We start from the raw sequence: 15,435 nt of genomic DNA, 5'->3' as shown, positions 1-15,435 counted from the left end.
GGCGCTTGCCCGGAGACCGAGATGATCGAGGACCTCAATCTCTTCGCCACCCAGATCATCACCCTGTGGGTGGTGCTGGAGCCGGTCAGCCACCTGTCCATGTTCCTGGGCGTGACCGGCCATCTCGACAAGGCCGAGCGGCGCAAGGCGGCGGCCATCGGGCTCGCCTTCGCCGGGCTGATCCTGGTGGTGTTCGCCGTCATCGGCCGCATGCTGCTGGAAGCCATGGGCATCTCCATCATCGCCTTCCAGATCGCCGGCGGGCTGATCCTGCTGTTCTTCTCGTTCTCGATGATCTTCTCCGATGCCAGCTCGCACGGCCCGGTGGAGGTGAGCGAGGACCGCTCGGCGGCGAGCGTCGCGGTCTATCCGCTTGCCATTCCCGTGGTGGCGGGGCCGGGGGCGATCCTCTCCGTCGTCCTGTTCGCCGACAACAACCGCGGCTCGCTGGAGGCGCAGATGGTGACGCTGGCGGCGCTGGTGACGATGATGCTCGTGCTGCTGATCGTCTTCTGGCTCGGCGACTACATCGTGCGCCTGATCGGCAAGAGCGGCGCGAACCTGCTGCGGCGGGTGATGGGCATCCTTCTGGCGGCGCTGTCGGTGAACCTCGTCCTCAACGCGCTGCAGATCTGGCTGGGCCTGCCGCCCATCTGACACGGCGGGCGCTTTCCCGGTTGGGGAAAACACCTATCCTATAGGTGAGGGCGCACCCGCCGCCCCCACACTGGACCCCGCACCGGCCGCGACCGCGGCCGGCGCGGCCCGAGGAGGACCAGCCCTTGCCTTTGCCCGCCCTGCTCGCCGAGCGCCTGCCGCTGCCCGCCATCGCCGCGCCCATGTTCCTGGTGTCAGGTCCCGACCTTGTGGTCGAGACCTGCCGCGGCGGCGTGCTCGGCACCTTCCCGGCGCTCAACGCCCGCACCACGGAGGGCTATGCCGGCTGGCTCGACGACATCGCCGCCCGGCTCGCCGCCAGCCCCGGAGCGGCGCCGTTCGGCGTCAACCTCATCGTCCACAAGTCCAACGTGCGCCTGGAGGCGGACCTCAAGGTGACGGTGGCGAAGCAGGTGCCGCTGGTCATCACCTCGCTCGGCGCGGTGCGCGATGTGGTGGACGCGGTGCACGCCTATGGCGGCCTCGTGTTCCACGACGTCGTCAATGCCCGCCATGCCCGAAAGGCGGCGGAGGCGGGGGTGGACGGCATCATCGCCGTGTGCGCCGGCGCGGGCGGGCATGCGGGCACGCTCTCGCCGTTCGCCCTGGTCTCGGAGATTCGCCGCTTCTACGACAAGACGATCGTGCTCGCGGGCTGCCTCACGGGCGGCGCCCAGATCGCGGCGGCGCAGATGATGGGCGCGGACCTCGGCTATTTCGGCACCCGCTTCATCGCCACCCGCGAGAGCCTGGCGCCTGAGGGCTACAAGCAGATGCTGCTGGCCTCGGCCGCCGACGACGTCGTCTATACCGATGCCATCTCGGGCGTGAACGCCAACTTCCTGAAGCCGTCCCTGGTCGCCGGCGGGCTCGACCCGGCCAACCTGAAGAAGCACGGCGAGCTGGACATGGCGAACGAGCACAAGGCATGGCGCGACTTCTGGTCGGCCGGCCAGGGCGTCGGCGGGGTCGGCGACGTTCCCCCTGCGGGCGAATTGTGCGCCCGCCTTGCCCGCGAATACGACGCCGCGCTCGGCGAGGCGGCGTCCCTGCTCGCGGCGCGCCTCAGCCGCCCTTGAAGCGGGCGCGGATGCGCTGCTCCAGTTCGTCGCGCACGCGCCGGTAGGCCTCCAGCCGCTGCTCGCGGTTGCCCGCCTCCAGCGTCGGGTCGGAGGTGGGCCAGTATTCGACGTCGAGGGCGTTGGTGCGCGTCAGCTCCAGCGCCTTGTGGTGTGCGTCGGGCGCCAGCGAGACCGCGAGGTCGAAGCCGAGGCCCTCGTATTCCTCAAGGTCGTCCAAGGTCTTGGCGCGGTGCTTCCTCACGTCGAGGCCGATCTCTTCCATCACCGTGTCGACGAAGGGATCGTGCTCGCCCGCATTCACGCCGGCCGAGCCCACATAGAGCGACTTGCCGAACAGATGCCGGGCGAGCGCCGCCGCCATCACCGAGCGGACGACGTTCTGGCTGCACAGGAACAGGACCGATTGCGGCCGCGCTGAGCGCCGGGTCGCCGCCGGAGGCTCCATGCGGCTACCCCTTCCAGTGCAGCGCGCAGACGAGGGTGAACAGGCGCCGGGCCGTGTCGAAATCGACCTCGACCTTGTCCTTCAGGCGCTCGCGCAGCAGCTCGGAGCCCTCGTTGTGGAGCCCGCGCCGGCCCATGTCGATGGCCTCGATTTGGCTCGGCGAGGCGGTGCGTATGGCGGCGTAGTAGCTCTCGCAGACCAGGAAATAGTCCTTCACCACCTTGCGGAAGGGCGTGAGGGAGAGATGGTGCTGCACCACCTGCTCGCCGGCCTCGCGCTTGATGTCGAACACCAGGCGGTTGTCCATCAGCGAGATGTGGAGCGCGTAGGGGCCGGTGCCGGGATCGCCGCAGGGGAAGAAGGCATTGTCCTCCACGAGGTCCCAGATGGCCGTGGCGCGCTCGTGCTCGATGTCGGGCGTGGAATGGCCGATGGAGGCCTCGTCCAGCGTGACGGCGATGAGCCGGGTGGACGGCTTCTGGGCCTTGTCCGTCATTGTCCCCCCTCCGGCGGCAAATTGGTGCGGATCGCCACCGAGCGGCCATGCGCATCGAGCCGCTCGGCGGCGGCAAGCCGCATGGCCGCCGGACCGAGCACCGCAAGCGCGTCCGGCGCGCACTTCAGGATGGACGTGCGCTTCATGAAGTCCAGCACCGAGAGGCCGGAGGAGAAGCGCGCCGAGCGGGCAGTGGGCAGCACGTGGTTGGAGCCGCCCACATAGTCGCCGATCGCCTCGGGGGTGAAGGCGCCGATGAAGATCGCCCCGGCATGGCGCACCTTGGCGGCCAGCGCGTCGGCGTCCGCGGCGTGGATTTCCAGGTGCTCGGGGGCGACGCGATCCACCAGCGCGATCGCGGCGTCGAGGCTCTCCACCTTGATGATGGCGCCGTGGTCGCGCCAGGAGGCGCGGGCGATCTCCTCGCGCGGCAGGCGGGCGAGCATGTCCTCCACCGCCGCCGTCACGTGGGCGGCGAGTTCGTCGGAATCGGTGACGAGGATGGACTGGGCGGCGGTGTCGTGCTCGGCCTGGGCGAGCAGGTCGGCGGCGACGAAGTCGGCGCTCGCCGTGCCGTCGGCGAGAATCAGCACCTCGGAGGGGCCGGCGATCATGTCGATGCCCACCTTGCCGAACACCTGGCGCTTGGCCGCCGCCACGAAGGCGTTGCCGGGGCCGACGATCTTGTCCACCGGGGCGATGGTCTCGGTCCCATAAGCGAGCGCCGCCACCGCCTGGGCGCCGCCCACCCGGTAGACCTCGTGGACGCCGGCGAGCTTCGCCGCCGCCAGCACCAGCGGCGCGATGACGCCGTCCGGGGCCGGCACCACCATGACGATGCGCGGCACGCCGGCGACCTTCGCAGGCACCGCGTTCATCAGCACCGAGGAGGGATAGGCCGCCGTGCCGCCGGGCACGTAGAGCCCCACCGCGTCGACGCTGGTCCAGCGGTGGCCGAGGGTGACGCCGAGCGCGTCGGTGTAGCTGTCGTCCGCCGGGCGCTGGCGCGCGTGGTGGCTCTCGATGCGCGCCTTGGCCAGTTCCAGCGCCGCGCGGGTCTCCGCGTCGATCGAAGCGAGCGCCGCGTCCAGCTCTGCGTCAGGCACGCGCAGGCCGAGCGCGGCGAGGTCCACCCGGTCGAAGGTGCGGGAATAGTCGGTGAGCGCCGCATCGCCCCGCGCCCGCACGTCCGCGATGATGGCGGCGGCCTTGTCGTTCACGTCCACCGAGACCTCGCGCTTGGAAGCGAGGAATTCGGCGAATCGCTGGGCGAAATCGGCGCTGGCGGTGTCGAGACGGATCGGCATGGCGCCTTGCTAGAGCAGGACGGCGCCGGTGGGAAGCCCTACCCCTGCGGGCGGGGCGGCGCGCCTGCGCTCAGGCGGCGCTGCCGGCGGCGTGCTTGGGCACGTGGGCGCAGCCCCAGGCCGGGCCGAGATCCTTCAGGCTCGCCTCGATGCATTCCACTTCGAGGCGCACCTCGGCGCCGCCGGAGAAGGTGAGCAGCACGAAGCCCGAGGGCGTGTCGGTGATCTCGAAGGTGACGGCGAGCAGGTTCAGCACCCCCTCGCGCTGGGCCTCGTCCAGGCCGCGGCACTTCACCTGCCGCACGCGCTCGAAATGCAAGCCCGCGCGGCGGCGCACGGTGTCGCCGGTGGCCGCCTTGTGGTCCCAGTCGAACCGGTTGAGCAGCAGTGCGAAGCGCTGCACGCGCGGCAGGAAGCCCATGTCGGCGCGCTTGACCAGCGCGTCCTGGAGATGGGCCGAGAGGATGGCGAGGTCTTCCTCGTCGAGGGCGAGCAGTTTCAAGGAGTTCATGGGCGCGGCCGCCTGCTTTGTGTTGAGGCGCAGATAGCGACGATGGGCCGAAGGTTCAAGGCGCGGCGCGCACTTTGCGCAGGTATCGCCTCAGGAGTGCCGCCTCAGGACAGCGTTGCCGCGGCGCCGTTCGGGCCGGCCGGCGGGCGGGCGACGGCGACAGGAACGGGTCCGCCGGCGATCAGCCGCTCCGCCTCCTCCGGCGGCAAGGGCCGGGCGAAGGCGTAGCCCTGGGCCAGCTCGCAGCCGCGCGAGCGCAGCCATTCCGCCTGCTCGCGCGTCTCCACCCCCTCGGCCACCGTGACGAGGCGCAGCGCGTGGCCGAGGCCGATCATGGAGGCGATGATCTTGCGGATCTGCGAATCCTCGCCGATGCCGCGGGTGAAGCTGGCGTCGATCTTCAGTTTGTCGAACGGAAGCTGGTGCAGGTGCGTCAGGCTGGAATAGCCGGTGCCGAAGTCGTCGAGCGAGACCCGCACGCCCTTGGCCTTGAGCGCCGCCACCGAGCGGCGCGCGGCGTCGAAGTCGATCAGCAGCGCGGTCTCGGTGATCTCCACCTCCAGCCGCCGCGGCGGAAAGCCGTATTCGTCGAGCAGATCGAGGATCGACTGGGCGAACCCCTCCTCCACCAGCTGCGGCGGCGAGGAGTTGATCGCGATGGTGAGGTGCTCGGGCCAGTCCCTGGTGTCGCGGCACACGCGGCTCACCATCTGCCGCAGTAGCGCGTCGTTGAGGCCGATATCCTCGATGATGGGCACGAACTCCGCCGGTCCCAGAAGGCCGCGCTTGGGGTGCTGCCAGCGCGCCAGCGCCTCGAAGCCCACCGGATTGAGGCTGGAGAGGCTCACCAGCGGCTGGTAGTGGGCGACGATCTCGTCATTGACGAGGGCGGTGCGGATTTCCGCCTCCAGTTCCAGCCGCTGGCGGCGGCGCGCATCGAGCGCGCCGTCGAACAGGATGTACCGGTTGCGCCCCGCGGCCTTGGCCTGCAGCATGGCCGCCTCGGCATGGAGCAGCAGGTCGTTGTCGTCGGTGGCATCGCGCGGAAACATGGCGATGCCGATGCTGACCGTGATGCCGGTGGCCCGGCCGCTCTCGTCCGGAAACGGCTGGCGCGCCACCGTGACGATACGTTCGGCGATCCGGAAGATGTCCTCGATGCCGGCGCCGTCCGTGAGCGGAAACAGGATCGCGAACTCGTCCGATCCGAGCCGCGCCAGCACGTCCTGCAGCCGCAGGACCGAGCGCACCCGGTCGGAGAAGGCGCGCAGGATGCGGTCTCCGCCCGCATGGCCGAGCAGGTCGTTCACCGAGATGAAGCGGTCGATGTCCACCACCAGCAGCGCCAGCCGGGTGTCGTGCATGCGGGCGAAGTCGAGATGGCGCTTCAGTTCCTCGCGGAACATCTGCCGGTTGGCCACGCCGGTCAGCGCATCGTAGCGGGAGAGGTCTTCCACCGCGGCTTCCGCCTGCCGGCGTCGCGCCGCCTCGCGGCTGAGGTCGCGGCTGCGCAGGATCAGCACGGCGGCGAGGGCGAAGCTGCCCACCATCCCGATCCAAAGGATCTCGTCCAGCTGATAGATCTCGTGCGCCCGGGTGAAGTCGCGGAACAACTCGAACGCATCGATGGCGATCAGGACGGCCATGCTCGCCAGGGTGGCGATGATGATTAGCGCGTAGGCGATATCGCGCCGGATGCGCGGCTCCGCCGCCGCTTCTCCCGCGAGCGGTGCATGTGGCGGCGGGTTCATATCCCTCGCGCGCCGGACGGGAGCCCCATTCTCCGATGCCAAATGCGCACACTCGCTTGGACGCAGGATGGTACTACGGAACCCCCAGAGAACGGAAGGCCGCTATCGCGCATACCTTCGTCCACTGGGTTGCATCCGCTGGATCGTTAGCCGCGGGCGGCGGAACGCTTCAGGCGCTGATGCGCTCGATCACCGCGCCGCAGCGCGAGAGTTTCTCCTCCAGCCGCTCGAAACCGCGGTCCAGATGATAGACCCGCTGCACCATGGTCTCGCCCTCGGCGGCGAGGCCGGCGATCACCAGCGATACCGAGGCGCGCAGGTCGGTGGCCATGACCGGCGCACCGGTGAGGCGCTCGCGGCCCTCGATGGTGGCGGTATCGCCGTCGAGATGGATCCGGGCGCCGAAGCGCGCCAGCTCCTGCACATGCATGAAGCGGTTCTCGAAGATGGTCTCGGTGATGCGCGAGCGCCCGCGCGCCCGGGTCATCAGCGCCATCAGCTGGGCCTGGAGGTCGGTCGGGAAGCCCGGATAGGGGGCGGTGGACACCTCCACCGGCAGGATGCCGGCGCCATTGCGGCGCACCCGGATGCCCTCGTTGGTGGCGTCGATCTCGACGCCGGCCTGGCGCAGGATGTCGAGGGCGTTGTCGAGCAGATCGGCGCGGGCGCCGGAGAGCATCACGTCGCCGCCCACCATGGCGGTGGCCATGGCATAGGTGCCGGTCTCGATGCGGTCGGGCAGCACCGCGTGGCGCGCGCCCTTCAGGCGCGGCACGCCGAGGATGTGGATGGTGGACGAGCCGGCGCCGGAGATTCGCGCGCCCATCTTCACGAGGCAGTCGGCCACGTCGACGATCTCGGGCTCGCGCGCGGCGTTCTCGATGATGGTCTCGCCGTCGGCGAGGCTCGCCGCCATGAGGGCGGTGTGGGTGGCGCCCACCGAGACCTTGGGGAACACGATGCGCCCGCCCCTGAGGCCCTTCGGGGCCTTGGCGAGCACGTAGCCGGCGTCGATCTCGATCTCGGCGCCGAGCGCGCGCAAGGCGTCCAGGTGGAAGTCCACGGGGCGCGTGCCGATGGCGCAGCCGCCGGGCAGCGACACCTTGGCGACGCCCATGCGGGCGATCAGCGGCGCGATCACCCAGAACGAGGCCCGCATGCGCGAGACGAGGTCGTAGGGGGCGGTGGTGTCGACGATGACGCGGGCGTCGATCTCCAGCGTCTGGCCGGCATGGGGATCGTCCCCGTTGCGCTTGCCGTGGGTGGTGATGTCGACGCCGTGATTGCCCAGGATGCGCTGCAGCAGCGCCACGTCCGCGAGGCGAGGCACGTTCTCCAGCACCAGCGTCTCTTCCGACAGCAGGCCGGCGATCATCAGCGGCAGGGCTGCGTTCTTGGCACCGGAGATGGGGATGATGCCGGTGAGCGCCTGTCCGCCGACGATGCGAATCTTATCCATGCTGCTCCTGTCCTCCGGCACCCGCTGCGCGCGCAGACGCGCGGGGTGGTCCCGTTACGCGCGAACGGCTAGCTTTAGCCCGGCTCGCCCTTCGAAACAATTACGCCCCCCGCTACCGGCGCAGGCGCAGCGTCTTCGTCCGCCGGGGGCGCGGGCGCCGGCGCCGCGGCCTTGCGGGCGCGGGCCTGGCTCTTGCGGCGGGCGAGATTGGCGCGCAGAGCGGCGGCGAGCCGCTCCGCCTTCTCGTCGGGGGCGGTCATGGTGCGAAGGTACGCCGCCCTGCGGAAGCCGCGCAAGGCCGAGCGGCGCGATGCGCTCAGACCCCTGCCGGCGCAAGCGGCGCGCGACCGGCGGCGGGCGTGCCGGCGGCCTCTTCGGTCGGGCAGACGAGCACGACCGCGTTCGGAATCGCCGCCTCCAGGTCCGCCTTCATGACGTTGATGCGCTGCTGCACCACGCCCATGCTCAGCGCCGGATCGTAGCCGAGCAGCACCTCGACGAAATGCACCCCGCCCGCGCGCCGGGTGCGCACGCCATGGAACGCCTCGTAATCGTCGAAGCGGGCGGCGAGCACGCGCATCAGGGCCAGCTGGAGCTGCTCCTCCAGGGCCCGGTCCACCAGGTCGAAGACCGATCCCGACGCCATGGCCCAGATCTGGTAGAGGAAGAAGATGCACAGGCCGATGGCGGTGACCGGATCGATGTAGAGCGCCCACGCCGCGTCCTTGAACCAGGCGGCGACCGACAGGGGGATCACCAGGGCCAGGCTGTCGGCGATGCTCATCTGGTAATAGCGTCGCTGGGCATCCATCACCGGCGACTGCCCGGCAGGGCCGAGCCGGCGCACCCGCAGCCACAGCGCGGAGAACATCCCGATCGCGACGATGTTCAGGATGATGGCCGCAGCGGTCCCTTCCAGCGGCTCCGGGCGGCTGAGGCCGTCAATCACCTTGGCCAGCACGAAGACCACGAACACGAGGTTCGCAAGCGCGAAGCAGAGCGCCAGCAGGTTCTCGTATTTGTCGAAGCCGTAATTGTAGGTCTCCGTGCGCCCCTGCTTCAGCCGGCGGATCACGTGCCAGGACAGGTACATGGCGCCGGTGTCCATGGCGAGATTCAGGCCGTCGGCGAGCACGGCGGAAGAGTTGGACGCGAGCACCGCATAGGCCATGGGCACCAGCAGAGCGAAGCTGGCGAAGAAGCCCTGGCGCGTGATCCGCTCCTTCTCCTCCAGGGACGTCATGGCTCTGCCCCGCGGCGCCGGCCGCAGCGGCGGGCCCCTCGTCAGCCAAGCTAGAGGTGCCCGCTCGGGGATTGAACCTGACTAATTGGGGGATGCCGCCCCGGACGGGGGAGGACGAGGACGCACCCCGCAAGGCCGACGCGCCGCTCACAGCCCGAGGAAGCGCGGGCGGTGGCCGTCGGGCTCCGGGCCGTCCGGCTCGGGACCGGGGTCGTCCGGCAGCGGCGGCATGGCGACGATGGTCTCGGCGCGGGGGGTGCGCGCACCCGGCGCGCGGCCCGCGCCGCCGGGACCGCCGAACGCGGTGCCGAGCGAAGCGCCCGGCGGCGGCAGGCGCACCACGCGGTCCATGTCGTCCCCGCGGGCTGGGGGAGCGGCCGTCTCCGGCGCCTGTTCCGCCGGTTTGGCCGCGAATCCGGCGGCGGGCTCGGGCTCGCCCTTCGCGTCGTTCCCCGCGGCCTCCCCGCCCACCGGGGGGACCGGGGCCGCGACGGCATCGGGCCTGGGGGCGGACAGCGCGGCCGGAACCACCCGATCAGGCGCCTTGGCCGGCGCCGGCGCGACCAGCGGAGCCGACGGCGCGGCAGCGGCGGAGGGCGCTGGTGGCGTATCCGACGGGGGCGGCGCGGCGGCGACGACCGATGCCTCGGCCGCCTGCGCGGCCTGAGCCTCAGCCTGGGCCTGGGCCTGAGCCTCAGCCTGCGCTCGCGCCTGCGCCTCGGCATCCGCCGCCAAAGCGGCGGCCTTGGCCTCCTCGCTGGCGCGCACTGCGGCGATGGCCGCTTTCACGCGCTCGGCCTCGTGCTCCAGGATCGGCGTCGCCGAGACGCCGGGCGGCACGGCCCAGACGAAGGCGTCGAGCTTGCCGGAAATGGGGGAGACCGGCGCCCAGTGGTCGGAGACCACGCCGTCGGCGATCCAGGCCGGATCGCGATTGGCGCGCACCGCGCGGGCGGTCCATTCGCGCGCCTTGCCGATGTCGGCATGCTCGGCCGCCTCCAGCTCCGCCATCAGCAGGCACACGCGCTGGCTGGGATCGGCGAGCAGCGGCTCCAGCACCAGGCGGGCGTGCTTGAATTCCTGGGCGTCGATGGCGGCGCGCGCCAGCGCGATGGCGCTCTCGCGGGCGCTCGGCGCCTTGTTCGCCAGCACGCGGATGCGCTTCAGCCGGTCCAGCGCCGCATCGCCGGGGCGCAGGTGCGCCTCCACCTCGGCCAGTTCGGGATGGGGATTGGCGGCGAACGCGGTCTCGACGATCTTCGCCGCCTTCTTCAGCTCGCCTGCGGCGCCGAGCAGGCGGCCGGCGCAGGCGGCGGCGGGCACGAGGGTCGGGGCGAGGCGCACCGCCTCGGTGGCACGCTCGCGCGCCACCAGCGGGTCGGTGTGCTCCAGCGCCACCGCCTCGGCGGCAAGCAGCACGGCACGGCGGCGGCGATACTGCGTCTTGTCGATGCCCTTCTGCGCCATCTGGCGCTCCAGCACCGCGCGGGCGCCGGGGAAGTCGCCGGCAGCGCAGCGCGCCTCGATCACCGCATCCACGGCCCAGGCGAGCGCGGGCGCGGCCGCGGCAGCCTCCTCGGCGATCACCGCGGCGGCGCGCTGGTCACCGGCGCGCCGCGCCTCCATGTGCAGGCCGCGCAGGCCGAGCAGCCGGGTCTCGGAGCGCTCCGCCATGGCATGGAACTCGGCCACCGCCGCCTCGCGGTGGCCGTCGAACTGGGCGGTCTGCGCCGTCAGCAGCCGGGTCAGCGGCTCGTTGGGCAGCAGCCGGGCCGCGTCGGTGCGCGCCTGCCGCGCGGCGGCGACGTCGCCGGTGCCGATGGCGAGCAGGCCGCGCGTCACCGCGTCCCAGCCCTTGTCGCGGCGGCGGCGGCGGGAATGGCGCGCCATCATCTGCGGCGAGCGCAGCAGCAGCGAGAGCACGCGCCACAGCCCCATGAGCGCGGCGGTGAGGACGGCGAGCGCGGCGAGCGCCACCGGCACGGTGGTCTCCACGCGCCAGCCCTCCCAGGCGAGGTGGATCTCGCCCGGCCGGTCGGCGAGCCAGCCGATGCCGAAGGCGAGCGCGGCGAGGACGACCAAAAGGATGACGAGGCGGATCACGGCGTCTTCCCCGAAATGGCGGCGAGCGATTGCTGGGTCAGCACGGCGACGGCGTCGGCCGCCGCCTTGCGCGCGGCGATCTTCGCGGTGGCGTCGGCGAGCTTGGCCTGCACCTCGGGCGGCAGGCGCTTGAGCGCGGCGAGCGCGGCGCCGAGGGCGCCGGCGCGGGTCTGCGCCACCGCCTCATCGAGCGGCGCGCGGGCGTCGCCGGGCGCGGCGTCGCCCTCGCGGTGCACCTTCACGAGGGTGCCGGCGCTGGCGGCGAGGCGGGCGAACAGTCCGTCCTCCTGGGTGGCCGGCGCTGTGGCGGTGCGCGCGGCGAAGGCCGCCTCGCCTTGCTCCGCCAGCGCGCGGGCGAGCGCGGCATTGGTGGGAAGGCCCATCTTGGCGTCGGCCGCGACCGCATCGAGCGGCTGCGCCACCGGGCCGAGCACCGCGCGGGCGGCGTCCAGCTCCGCGGCGAACGGCCGGCCGGAGGCGGCGGCCTTGTTCAGTTCCGCCAGCACCACCAGAGCGGTGGCGGCCCGCGCCAGCTTCACCGAGGAGGCCGAGGTCTCCTTCAACTGGGCGTCGAAGGCATCGAGGCGCGGCGCCAGCGCGCCGGACTGGCGCGCGGCGGCGTCGATGGCGGTCTTCAGCGCGTCCTGGCCGCGGGCTAAGGCGGCCTGCGCCTTGTCGAGGGCGTCCTGGCCCTGGCGCAATTGGGCGATCTCGCCGCGCGCGCCGTCGAGCGCCGTGCGGGCGGCCGATACCTGGCCCTTCAGGGCGTCGATGGCGGGCTGGAGATCGGCAGCCGCGGACGGCGACGACGCCGACGCGGGCGCCGCCTTGGCGGCATCCTCCAGGGCGGCGAGGCCGGAGCGGATCGCGGCAAGGCTCGCCTCGGCGGCATCGAGCCGCCCGGAGACGTCGGACGCCGTCCCGGCGGGGCGCGCCTCCAGCGCCGCGAGGCGGCCGGTGAGGGACTTGAGATCGGCGGCGAAGGCGGCGGGCACCTCGGCGACCGGCGCGGGCACCGGCCGCGGCGCCAGCAGGCGCGTCACCGCGCCCCCGGCGACGCCGCCGCCCACCAGGCCGGCGATGAGCGCGGCCACCAGCGCCAGCGCGCCGGACGAGCGGCGCGGCGCCTCGGGCGCGGGCGCGGCCGGGGTCTCGGCGACGGCCTCGGGCTCGGGCGCGCCATCGGCGGGACGGGCATCGGCGGCATCGGCATCGGAAGGGGCGGCCTCGGGCGCGGGATCGGCCGAAGCGTCGAGAGCGGTATCGGAAGGCGGACCGTCATCCGTCGGGACGCTGGCGGACGCGTCCTTCTCCGCGACAGGATGATCCGCGACCGGATGATCGGCGGTCGAACCGGCCCCGCTTGTGCCGCCCTGCGGCGCGGCCTTGATCTCCTCCGCCGTCAGATCGAGGGTCGGCGGCGTGGGACGCGATCGGGGAGAAGCGCCCGCAGGGTTCGGATCATCGCTCGCCATCATCGTCCGCCATTGGCCTCCTCGCGATCCGCTTCCCCAATCGGATAGACCGCCGGGCGCCGCGCCGCAACCGCCACGCCTCAGAGCAGGGCGAGCAGCGCGTCCTCGTTCGGGGCGTCCGCGATCTCGACGCTGGGGCAGGCGCCGAGCACCGCCGCCACCTGCGCCGACAGGCACAGATGCCGCATTCCGCGCAAGGCCCCGTCGAGCTTCGCAGCGTTCGCGCAGGCAAGCAAAGTCTTTACCGTACGGGGAGAAAAATGCAGCGCGGCGCCGATGGTTCCACCGCCGAGCGCGGCGCGGGCCGCCGCGGACAGGCCGTTCGCGGGCAAGGCGGCATAGACCACCGCCAGCGTGACGCAAACCCCGGGACCTTCGAGCAGCGCGCCGAGGTCGGCCGCCCGTTCCTCCCCCGCCGGGTGCAGCACCCGCGCGCCGGCCGGCAGGTCGGCGGCAAGGCGCCCGGCCAAAGCGGCCGCATCGCCGTCGCAGTCCGTCACCGCGGCGAAGCCCGCCTCAAGCGCTTCCCGCGCCGTGCGCGGGCCGACCGCGAACGCCGGCAGCGCCGAAAGCCGCGCGAAATCCCGATGCGCCGCCAGCGCCTTCACCCCGTTGACCGAGGTGAAGGCCACCGCGTCGAAGCGCCCCTGCGGCAGCGCCGCGCCGGTGGGGACGATGCGCAGCATGGGATCGACCAGCGCAGCGTGACCCATGGCTTCGAGCCGCGCCGCCGTCTGGTGCGCCGCCGACTCGGGACGGGTGACGAGCACCAGCATCCCCGCCCCCTAGAGCCCCAAGACGCGGGCCGGCGCGCTCGCGCGCAGCCGCGTGCCGAGCGCATGGCCGACCGCCGCCGCCGCGGCCACCTCGCCCGCCTCCACCCCCTCGGCGGCATCCGAGCCGTCCGGCGCGAGCACGAGGCCGGCGAGGCTCACGCGCCCCTGCGAAACCGTCGCCAGCCCGCCGATGGGCGTGCGGCACGAGCCGTCGAGCGCCGCCAGGAACGCGCGCTCGGCGGTCACCGCGATGCCGGTGGGGACGCAGGCGATGGCGGCGATGGCGGCATTGGTGGCGGGATCGTCGACGCGGCATTCGATCGCCACCGCCCCCTGCCCCACCGCCGGCAGGAAGGCGTCGGTGGAGAGCACCGCGTCCGCCTCGTGCGCGAGGCCGAGCCGGGTGAGGCCGGCGAGCGCCAGCAGCGTGGCGTCGAGGTCGCCCTCGCGCACCCGCTTGAGGCGGGTATGGACGTTGCCGCGCAGCAGCTCCACGTGAAGGTCCGGCCGCAGGCGCCGCAGCTGCGCCTCGCGCCGCAGCGAGGCGGTGCCCACCCGCGCGCCGCGCGGAAGGTCGTCGAGCCCCGCCCCGCGCTTCAGGATCAGCGCGTCGCGCACGTCGGCGCGCGGCAGGTAGCCGGCGAGGTGCAGCCCGTCGGGCAGCGCGGTCGCCACGTCCTTGGCGGAATGCACCGCGAGGTCCACGTCGGCGGAGAGGAGCTGGTCCTCGATCTCCTTGGTGAACAGGCCCTTGCCGCCGGCCTGTGACAGCGCGCGGTCCTGGATCGCGTCGCCCGAGGTGCGGATCACCTTGATAACGATGGCGTCCTTCTCGCGCTTGAGCGCGGCGGCCAGCGCGTCGCGCACCGCGTTCGCCTGCCACAGCGCCAAGGGGCTGCCGCGCGTGCCGATGGTGAGGCGCGCGGGCGCGCCGGTCTCAGGGCCGCCGGTCCGGCGGTTCGTGTTCTCGCTCATGGATGCGTAGAATGCGCATTGGAATCAAAATGGATAGAGCGGCGTTGCGGCGCAGCCGGAACATTGCGCGGGAAAGGGCGGCACGGTGGGCGAACTCCTGGTGCTCGGCATCGAGACCACATGCGACGAGACCTCGGCGGCGGTGGTCAGCCGCTCCCTGACCGGGTCGGGCGAGATCCGCTCCAACGTCATCCGCTCGCAGGTGGAGGTCCATGCCCCGTTCGGCGGCGTGGTGCCGGAAATCGCGGCGCGCGCCCATGTGGAGGTGCTCGACCACGTGATCGCCGAGGCCATGAAGCAGGCCGGCATCGCCTATCGCGACCTGTCGGGCATCGCGGCGGCGGCGGGGCCGGGCCTCATTGGCGGCGTCATCGTCGGGCTCACCACCGCCAAGGCGCTGGCGCTGGCGGCGCGCAAGCCGCTGATCGCGGTCAACCACCTGGAGGCGCATGCGCTCACCGCACGCCTCACCGACGGCGTGCAGTTCCCGTTCCTCCTGCTGCTGGTGTCCGGCGGGCACACCCAGCTTGTCGCGGTGGAGGAGGTGGGGCGCTACACCCGCATCGGCACCACGCTCGACGACGCCATCGGCGAGGCGTTCGACAAGGTGGCGAAGATGCTGAGCCTGCCCTATCCCGGCGGGCCGCACGTGGAAGAGGAGGCGGCGCGCGGCGACGCCGAGCGCTTCATGTTCCCGCGCCCGCTCATGGGAAGGCGCGAGCCGGACTTCTCGCTCTCCGGCCTCAAGACCGCGGTGCGGCTGGAGGCGGACCGCCTCGCTCCGCTCACCGACGACGACGTGGCGGACCTGTGCGCCTCGTTCCAGGCCGCGGTGGTGGAGGTGATCGCCGACCGGGTGCGGGCCGGCGCCCGCGTGTTCCGCGAGAAGATGGGGCGCGGCCCCTCGGCGCTGGTGGTGGCGGGCGGCGTCGCCGCCAACGGCGCGATCCGCGCCCGGCTCAAGCAGATCGCCGCCGAGCTGAACACCCGCCTCGCCATTCCCGCCCCGGCTCTGTGCACCGACAACGGCGCCATGATCGCCTGGGCCGGCGCCGAGCGCCTCGCGCGCCAGCTGATCGACCCGCTCGACGTGAGCCCGCGCGCCCGCTGGCCGCTCGATCCCGTGGCCGCCGGCCCCATGGCGCGGGCCTGAGC

At 72.5% G+C, this 15,435-nt stretch carries 15 protein-coding genes; 3 read left to right on the top strand and 12 right to left on the bottom strand.

Translation table 11 applies throughout. From position 1 onward, the window contains the following. Nucleotides 1-21: 21 nt before the first annotated feature. Together D9R14_RS15015 and D9R14_RS15010 are read left to right on the top strand one after the other, a co-directional pair. Nucleotides 22-657 (top strand): MarC family protein, encoded by a 636-nt coding sequence (locus D9R14_RS15015; RefSeq protein WP_121624150.1) that lies wholly within the window; start codon nucleotides 22-24, stop codon nucleotides 655-657. A gap of 125 nt (nucleotides 658-782) precedes the next feature. Next, nucleotides 783-1,736 (top strand): NAD(P)H-dependent flavin oxidoreductase, encoded by a 954-nt coding sequence (locus tag D9R14_RS15010; RefSeq protein WP_121624149.1) that lies wholly within the window; start codon nucleotides 783-785, stop codon nucleotides 1,734-1,736. On the opposite strand, the gene D9R14_RS15005 is transcribed toward D9R14_RS15010, so the two are convergent. The 12 genes from D9R14_RS15005 to hemC all read right to left on the bottom strand — a co-directional run bounded on the left by D9R14_RS15005 (nucleotide 1,723) and on the right by hemC (nucleotide 14,280). Continuing rightward, nucleotides 1,723-2,184 carry an arsenate-mycothiol transferase ArsC gene (locus D9R14_RS15005; protein ID WP_121624148.1) on the bottom strand — a complete coding sequence of 154 codons (462 nt, stop codon included), beginning with the start codon at nucleotides 2,182-2,184 and terminating at the stop codon, nucleotides 1,723-1,725. The two genes, D9R14_RS15010 and D9R14_RS15005, sit on opposite strands and share 14 nt — an antisense overlap. A gap of 4 nt (nucleotides 2,185-2,188) precedes the next feature. Beyond that, nucleotides 2,189-2,680, bottom strand: a complete 492-nt coding sequence (locus D9R14_RS15000) for a UPF0262 family protein (protein ID WP_121624147.1) — start codon at nucleotides 2,678-2,680, stop codon at nucleotides 2,189-2,191. Further along, nucleotides 2,677-3,987, bottom strand: coding sequence for a histidinol dehydrogenase (hisD, locus tag D9R14_RS14995; protein WP_121624146.1), 1,311 nt, complete (start codon nucleotides 3,985-3,987; stop codon nucleotides 2,677-2,679). Before hisD ends, D9R14_RS15000 begins: the two co-directional genes overlap by 4 nt. A gap of 70 nt (nucleotides 3,988-4,057) precedes the next feature. Beyond that, nucleotides 4,058-4,498 (bottom strand): DUF2948 family protein, encoded by a 441-nt coding sequence (locus D9R14_RS14990; protein WP_121624145.1) that lies wholly within the window; start codon nucleotides 4,496-4,498, stop codon nucleotides 4,058-4,060. A 104-nt stretch (nucleotides 4,499-4,602) separates the two neighbouring features. Further along, a complete protein-coding gene (locus tag D9R14_RS14985) occupies nucleotides 4,603-6,249 on the bottom strand; it encodes a putative bifunctional diguanylate cyclase/phosphodiesterase (protein WP_121624144.1) in 1,647 nt (548 codons plus the stop codon). Nucleotides 6,250-6,418: 169 nt separating this feature from the next. After that, on the bottom strand, nucleotides 6,419-7,708 hold the full coding sequence (murA, locus tag D9R14_RS14980; RefSeq protein ID WP_121624143.1) for a UDP-N-acetylglucosamine 1-carboxyvinyltransferase: 1,290 nt from the start codon (nucleotides 7,706-7,708) through the stop codon (nucleotides 6,419-6,421). 74 nt (nucleotides 7,709-7,782) lie between these two features. Then, the gene (locus D9R14_RS14975; protein WP_121624142.1) at nucleotides 7,783-7,968 is read right to left on the bottom strand and encodes a hypothetical protein; all 186 of its coding nucleotides are present in this window, start codon (nucleotides 7,966-7,968) and stop codon (nucleotides 7,783-7,785) included. Between the two features lie 56 nt (nucleotides 7,969-8,024). Beyond that, on the bottom strand, nucleotides 8,025-8,951 hold the full coding sequence (locus tag D9R14_RS14970; protein ID WP_121624141.1) for a cation diffusion facilitator family transporter: 927 nt from the start codon (nucleotides 8,949-8,951) through the stop codon (nucleotides 8,025-8,027). Nucleotides 8,952-9,098: 147 nt separating this feature from the next. Continuing rightward, entirely contained in the window at nucleotides 9,099-11,054 is a 1,956-nt protein-coding gene (locus D9R14_RS14965; RefSeq protein WP_121624140.1) for a heme biosynthesis protein HemY, read from the bottom strand. Further along, a complete protein-coding gene (locus tag D9R14_RS23285; protein ID WP_184759661.1) occupies nucleotides 11,051-12,532 on the bottom strand; it encodes a hypothetical protein in 1,482 nt (493 codons plus the stop codon). Before D9R14_RS23285 ends, D9R14_RS14965 begins: the two co-directional genes overlap by 4 nt. A gap of 77 nt (nucleotides 12,533-12,609) precedes the next feature. Next, complete coding sequence (locus tag D9R14_RS14955) at nucleotides 12,610-13,305, bottom strand: uroporphyrinogen-III synthase (protein WP_121624139.1); 696 nt, start codon at nucleotides 13,303-13,305, stop codon at nucleotides 12,610-12,612. A gap of 9 nt (nucleotides 13,306-13,314) precedes the next feature. Further along, nucleotides 13,315-14,280, bottom strand: coding sequence for a hydroxymethylbilane synthase (gene hemC / locus D9R14_RS14950; protein ID WP_121624138.1), 966 nt, complete (start codon nucleotides 14,278-14,280; stop codon nucleotides 13,315-13,317). Between the two features lie 85 nt (nucleotides 14,281-14,365). On the opposite strand from hemC, the gene tsaD reads away from it, so the two are divergent. Beyond that, on the top strand, nucleotides 14,366-15,433 hold the full coding sequence (gene tsaD / locus D9R14_RS14945; RefSeq protein WP_121624137.1) for a tRNA (adenosine(37)-N6)-threonylcarbamoyltransferase complex transferase subunit TsaD: 1,068 nt from the start codon (nucleotides 14,366-14,368) through the stop codon (nucleotides 15,431-15,433). Nucleotides 15,434-15,435 lie beyond the last annotated feature (2 nt).

Origin of the sequence: Xanthobacter tagetidis (assembly GCF_003667445.1) — a bacterium.
In the GTDB taxonomy this organism is placed as follows: Bacteria; Pseudomonadota; Alphaproteobacteria; order Rhizobiales; family Xanthobacteraceae; genus Xanthobacter; species Xanthobacter tagetidis.
The sequence above is the reverse complement of the archived record's forward strand: the minus strand, read 5'-3'. Positions and strand labels throughout refer to the sequence as shown.

Excerpts from the sequence above, each read along its gene's own strand:
- D9R14_RS15015 (WP_121624150.1), top strand. The coding sequence starts at position 22 with ATGATCGAGGACCTCAATCTCTTCGCCACCCAGATCATCACCCTGTGG.
- D9R14_RS15005 (WP_121624148.1), bottom strand. The coding sequence starts at position 2,184 with ATGGAGCCTCCGGCGGCGACCCGGCGCTCAGCGCGGCCGCAATCGGTC.
- D9R14_RS15000 (WP_121624147.1), bottom strand. The coding sequence starts at position 2,680 with ATGACGGACAAGGCCCAGAAGCCGTCCACCCGGCTCATCGCCGTCACG.
- hisD (WP_121624146.1), bottom strand. The coding sequence starts at position 3,987 with ATGCCGATCCGTCTCGACACCGCCAGCGCCGATTTCGCCCAGCGATTC.
- D9R14_RS14990 (WP_121624145.1), bottom strand. The coding sequence starts at position 4,498 with ATGAACTCCTTGAAACTGCTCGCCCTCGACGAGGAAGACCTCGCCATC.
- D9R14_RS14985 (WP_121624144.1), bottom strand. The coding sequence starts at position 6,249 with ATGAACCCGCCGCCACATGCACCGCTCGCGGGAGAAGCGGCGGCGGAG.
- murA (WP_121624143.1), bottom strand. The coding sequence starts at position 7,708 with ATGGATAAGATTCGCATCGTCGGCGGACAGGCGCTCACCGGCATCATC.
- D9R14_RS14975 (WP_121624142.1), bottom strand. The coding sequence starts at position 7,968 with ATGACCGCCCCCGACGAGAAGGCGGAGCGGCTCGCCGCCGCTCTGCGC.
- D9R14_RS14970 (WP_121624141.1), bottom strand. The coding sequence starts at position 8,951 with ATGACGTCCCTGGAGGAGAAGGAGCGGATCACGCGCCAGGGCTTCTTC.
- D9R14_RS23285 (WP_184759661.1), bottom strand. The coding sequence starts at position 12,532 with ATGATGGCGAGCGATGATCCGAACCCTGCGGGCGCTTCTCCCCGATCG.
- D9R14_RS14955 (WP_121624139.1), bottom strand. The coding sequence starts at position 13,305 with ATGCTGGTGCTCGTCACCCGTCCCGAGTCGGCGGCGCACCAGACGGCG.
- hemC (WP_121624138.1), bottom strand. The coding sequence starts at position 14,280 with ATGAGCGAGAACACGAACCGCCGGACCGGCGGCCCTGAGACCGGCGCG.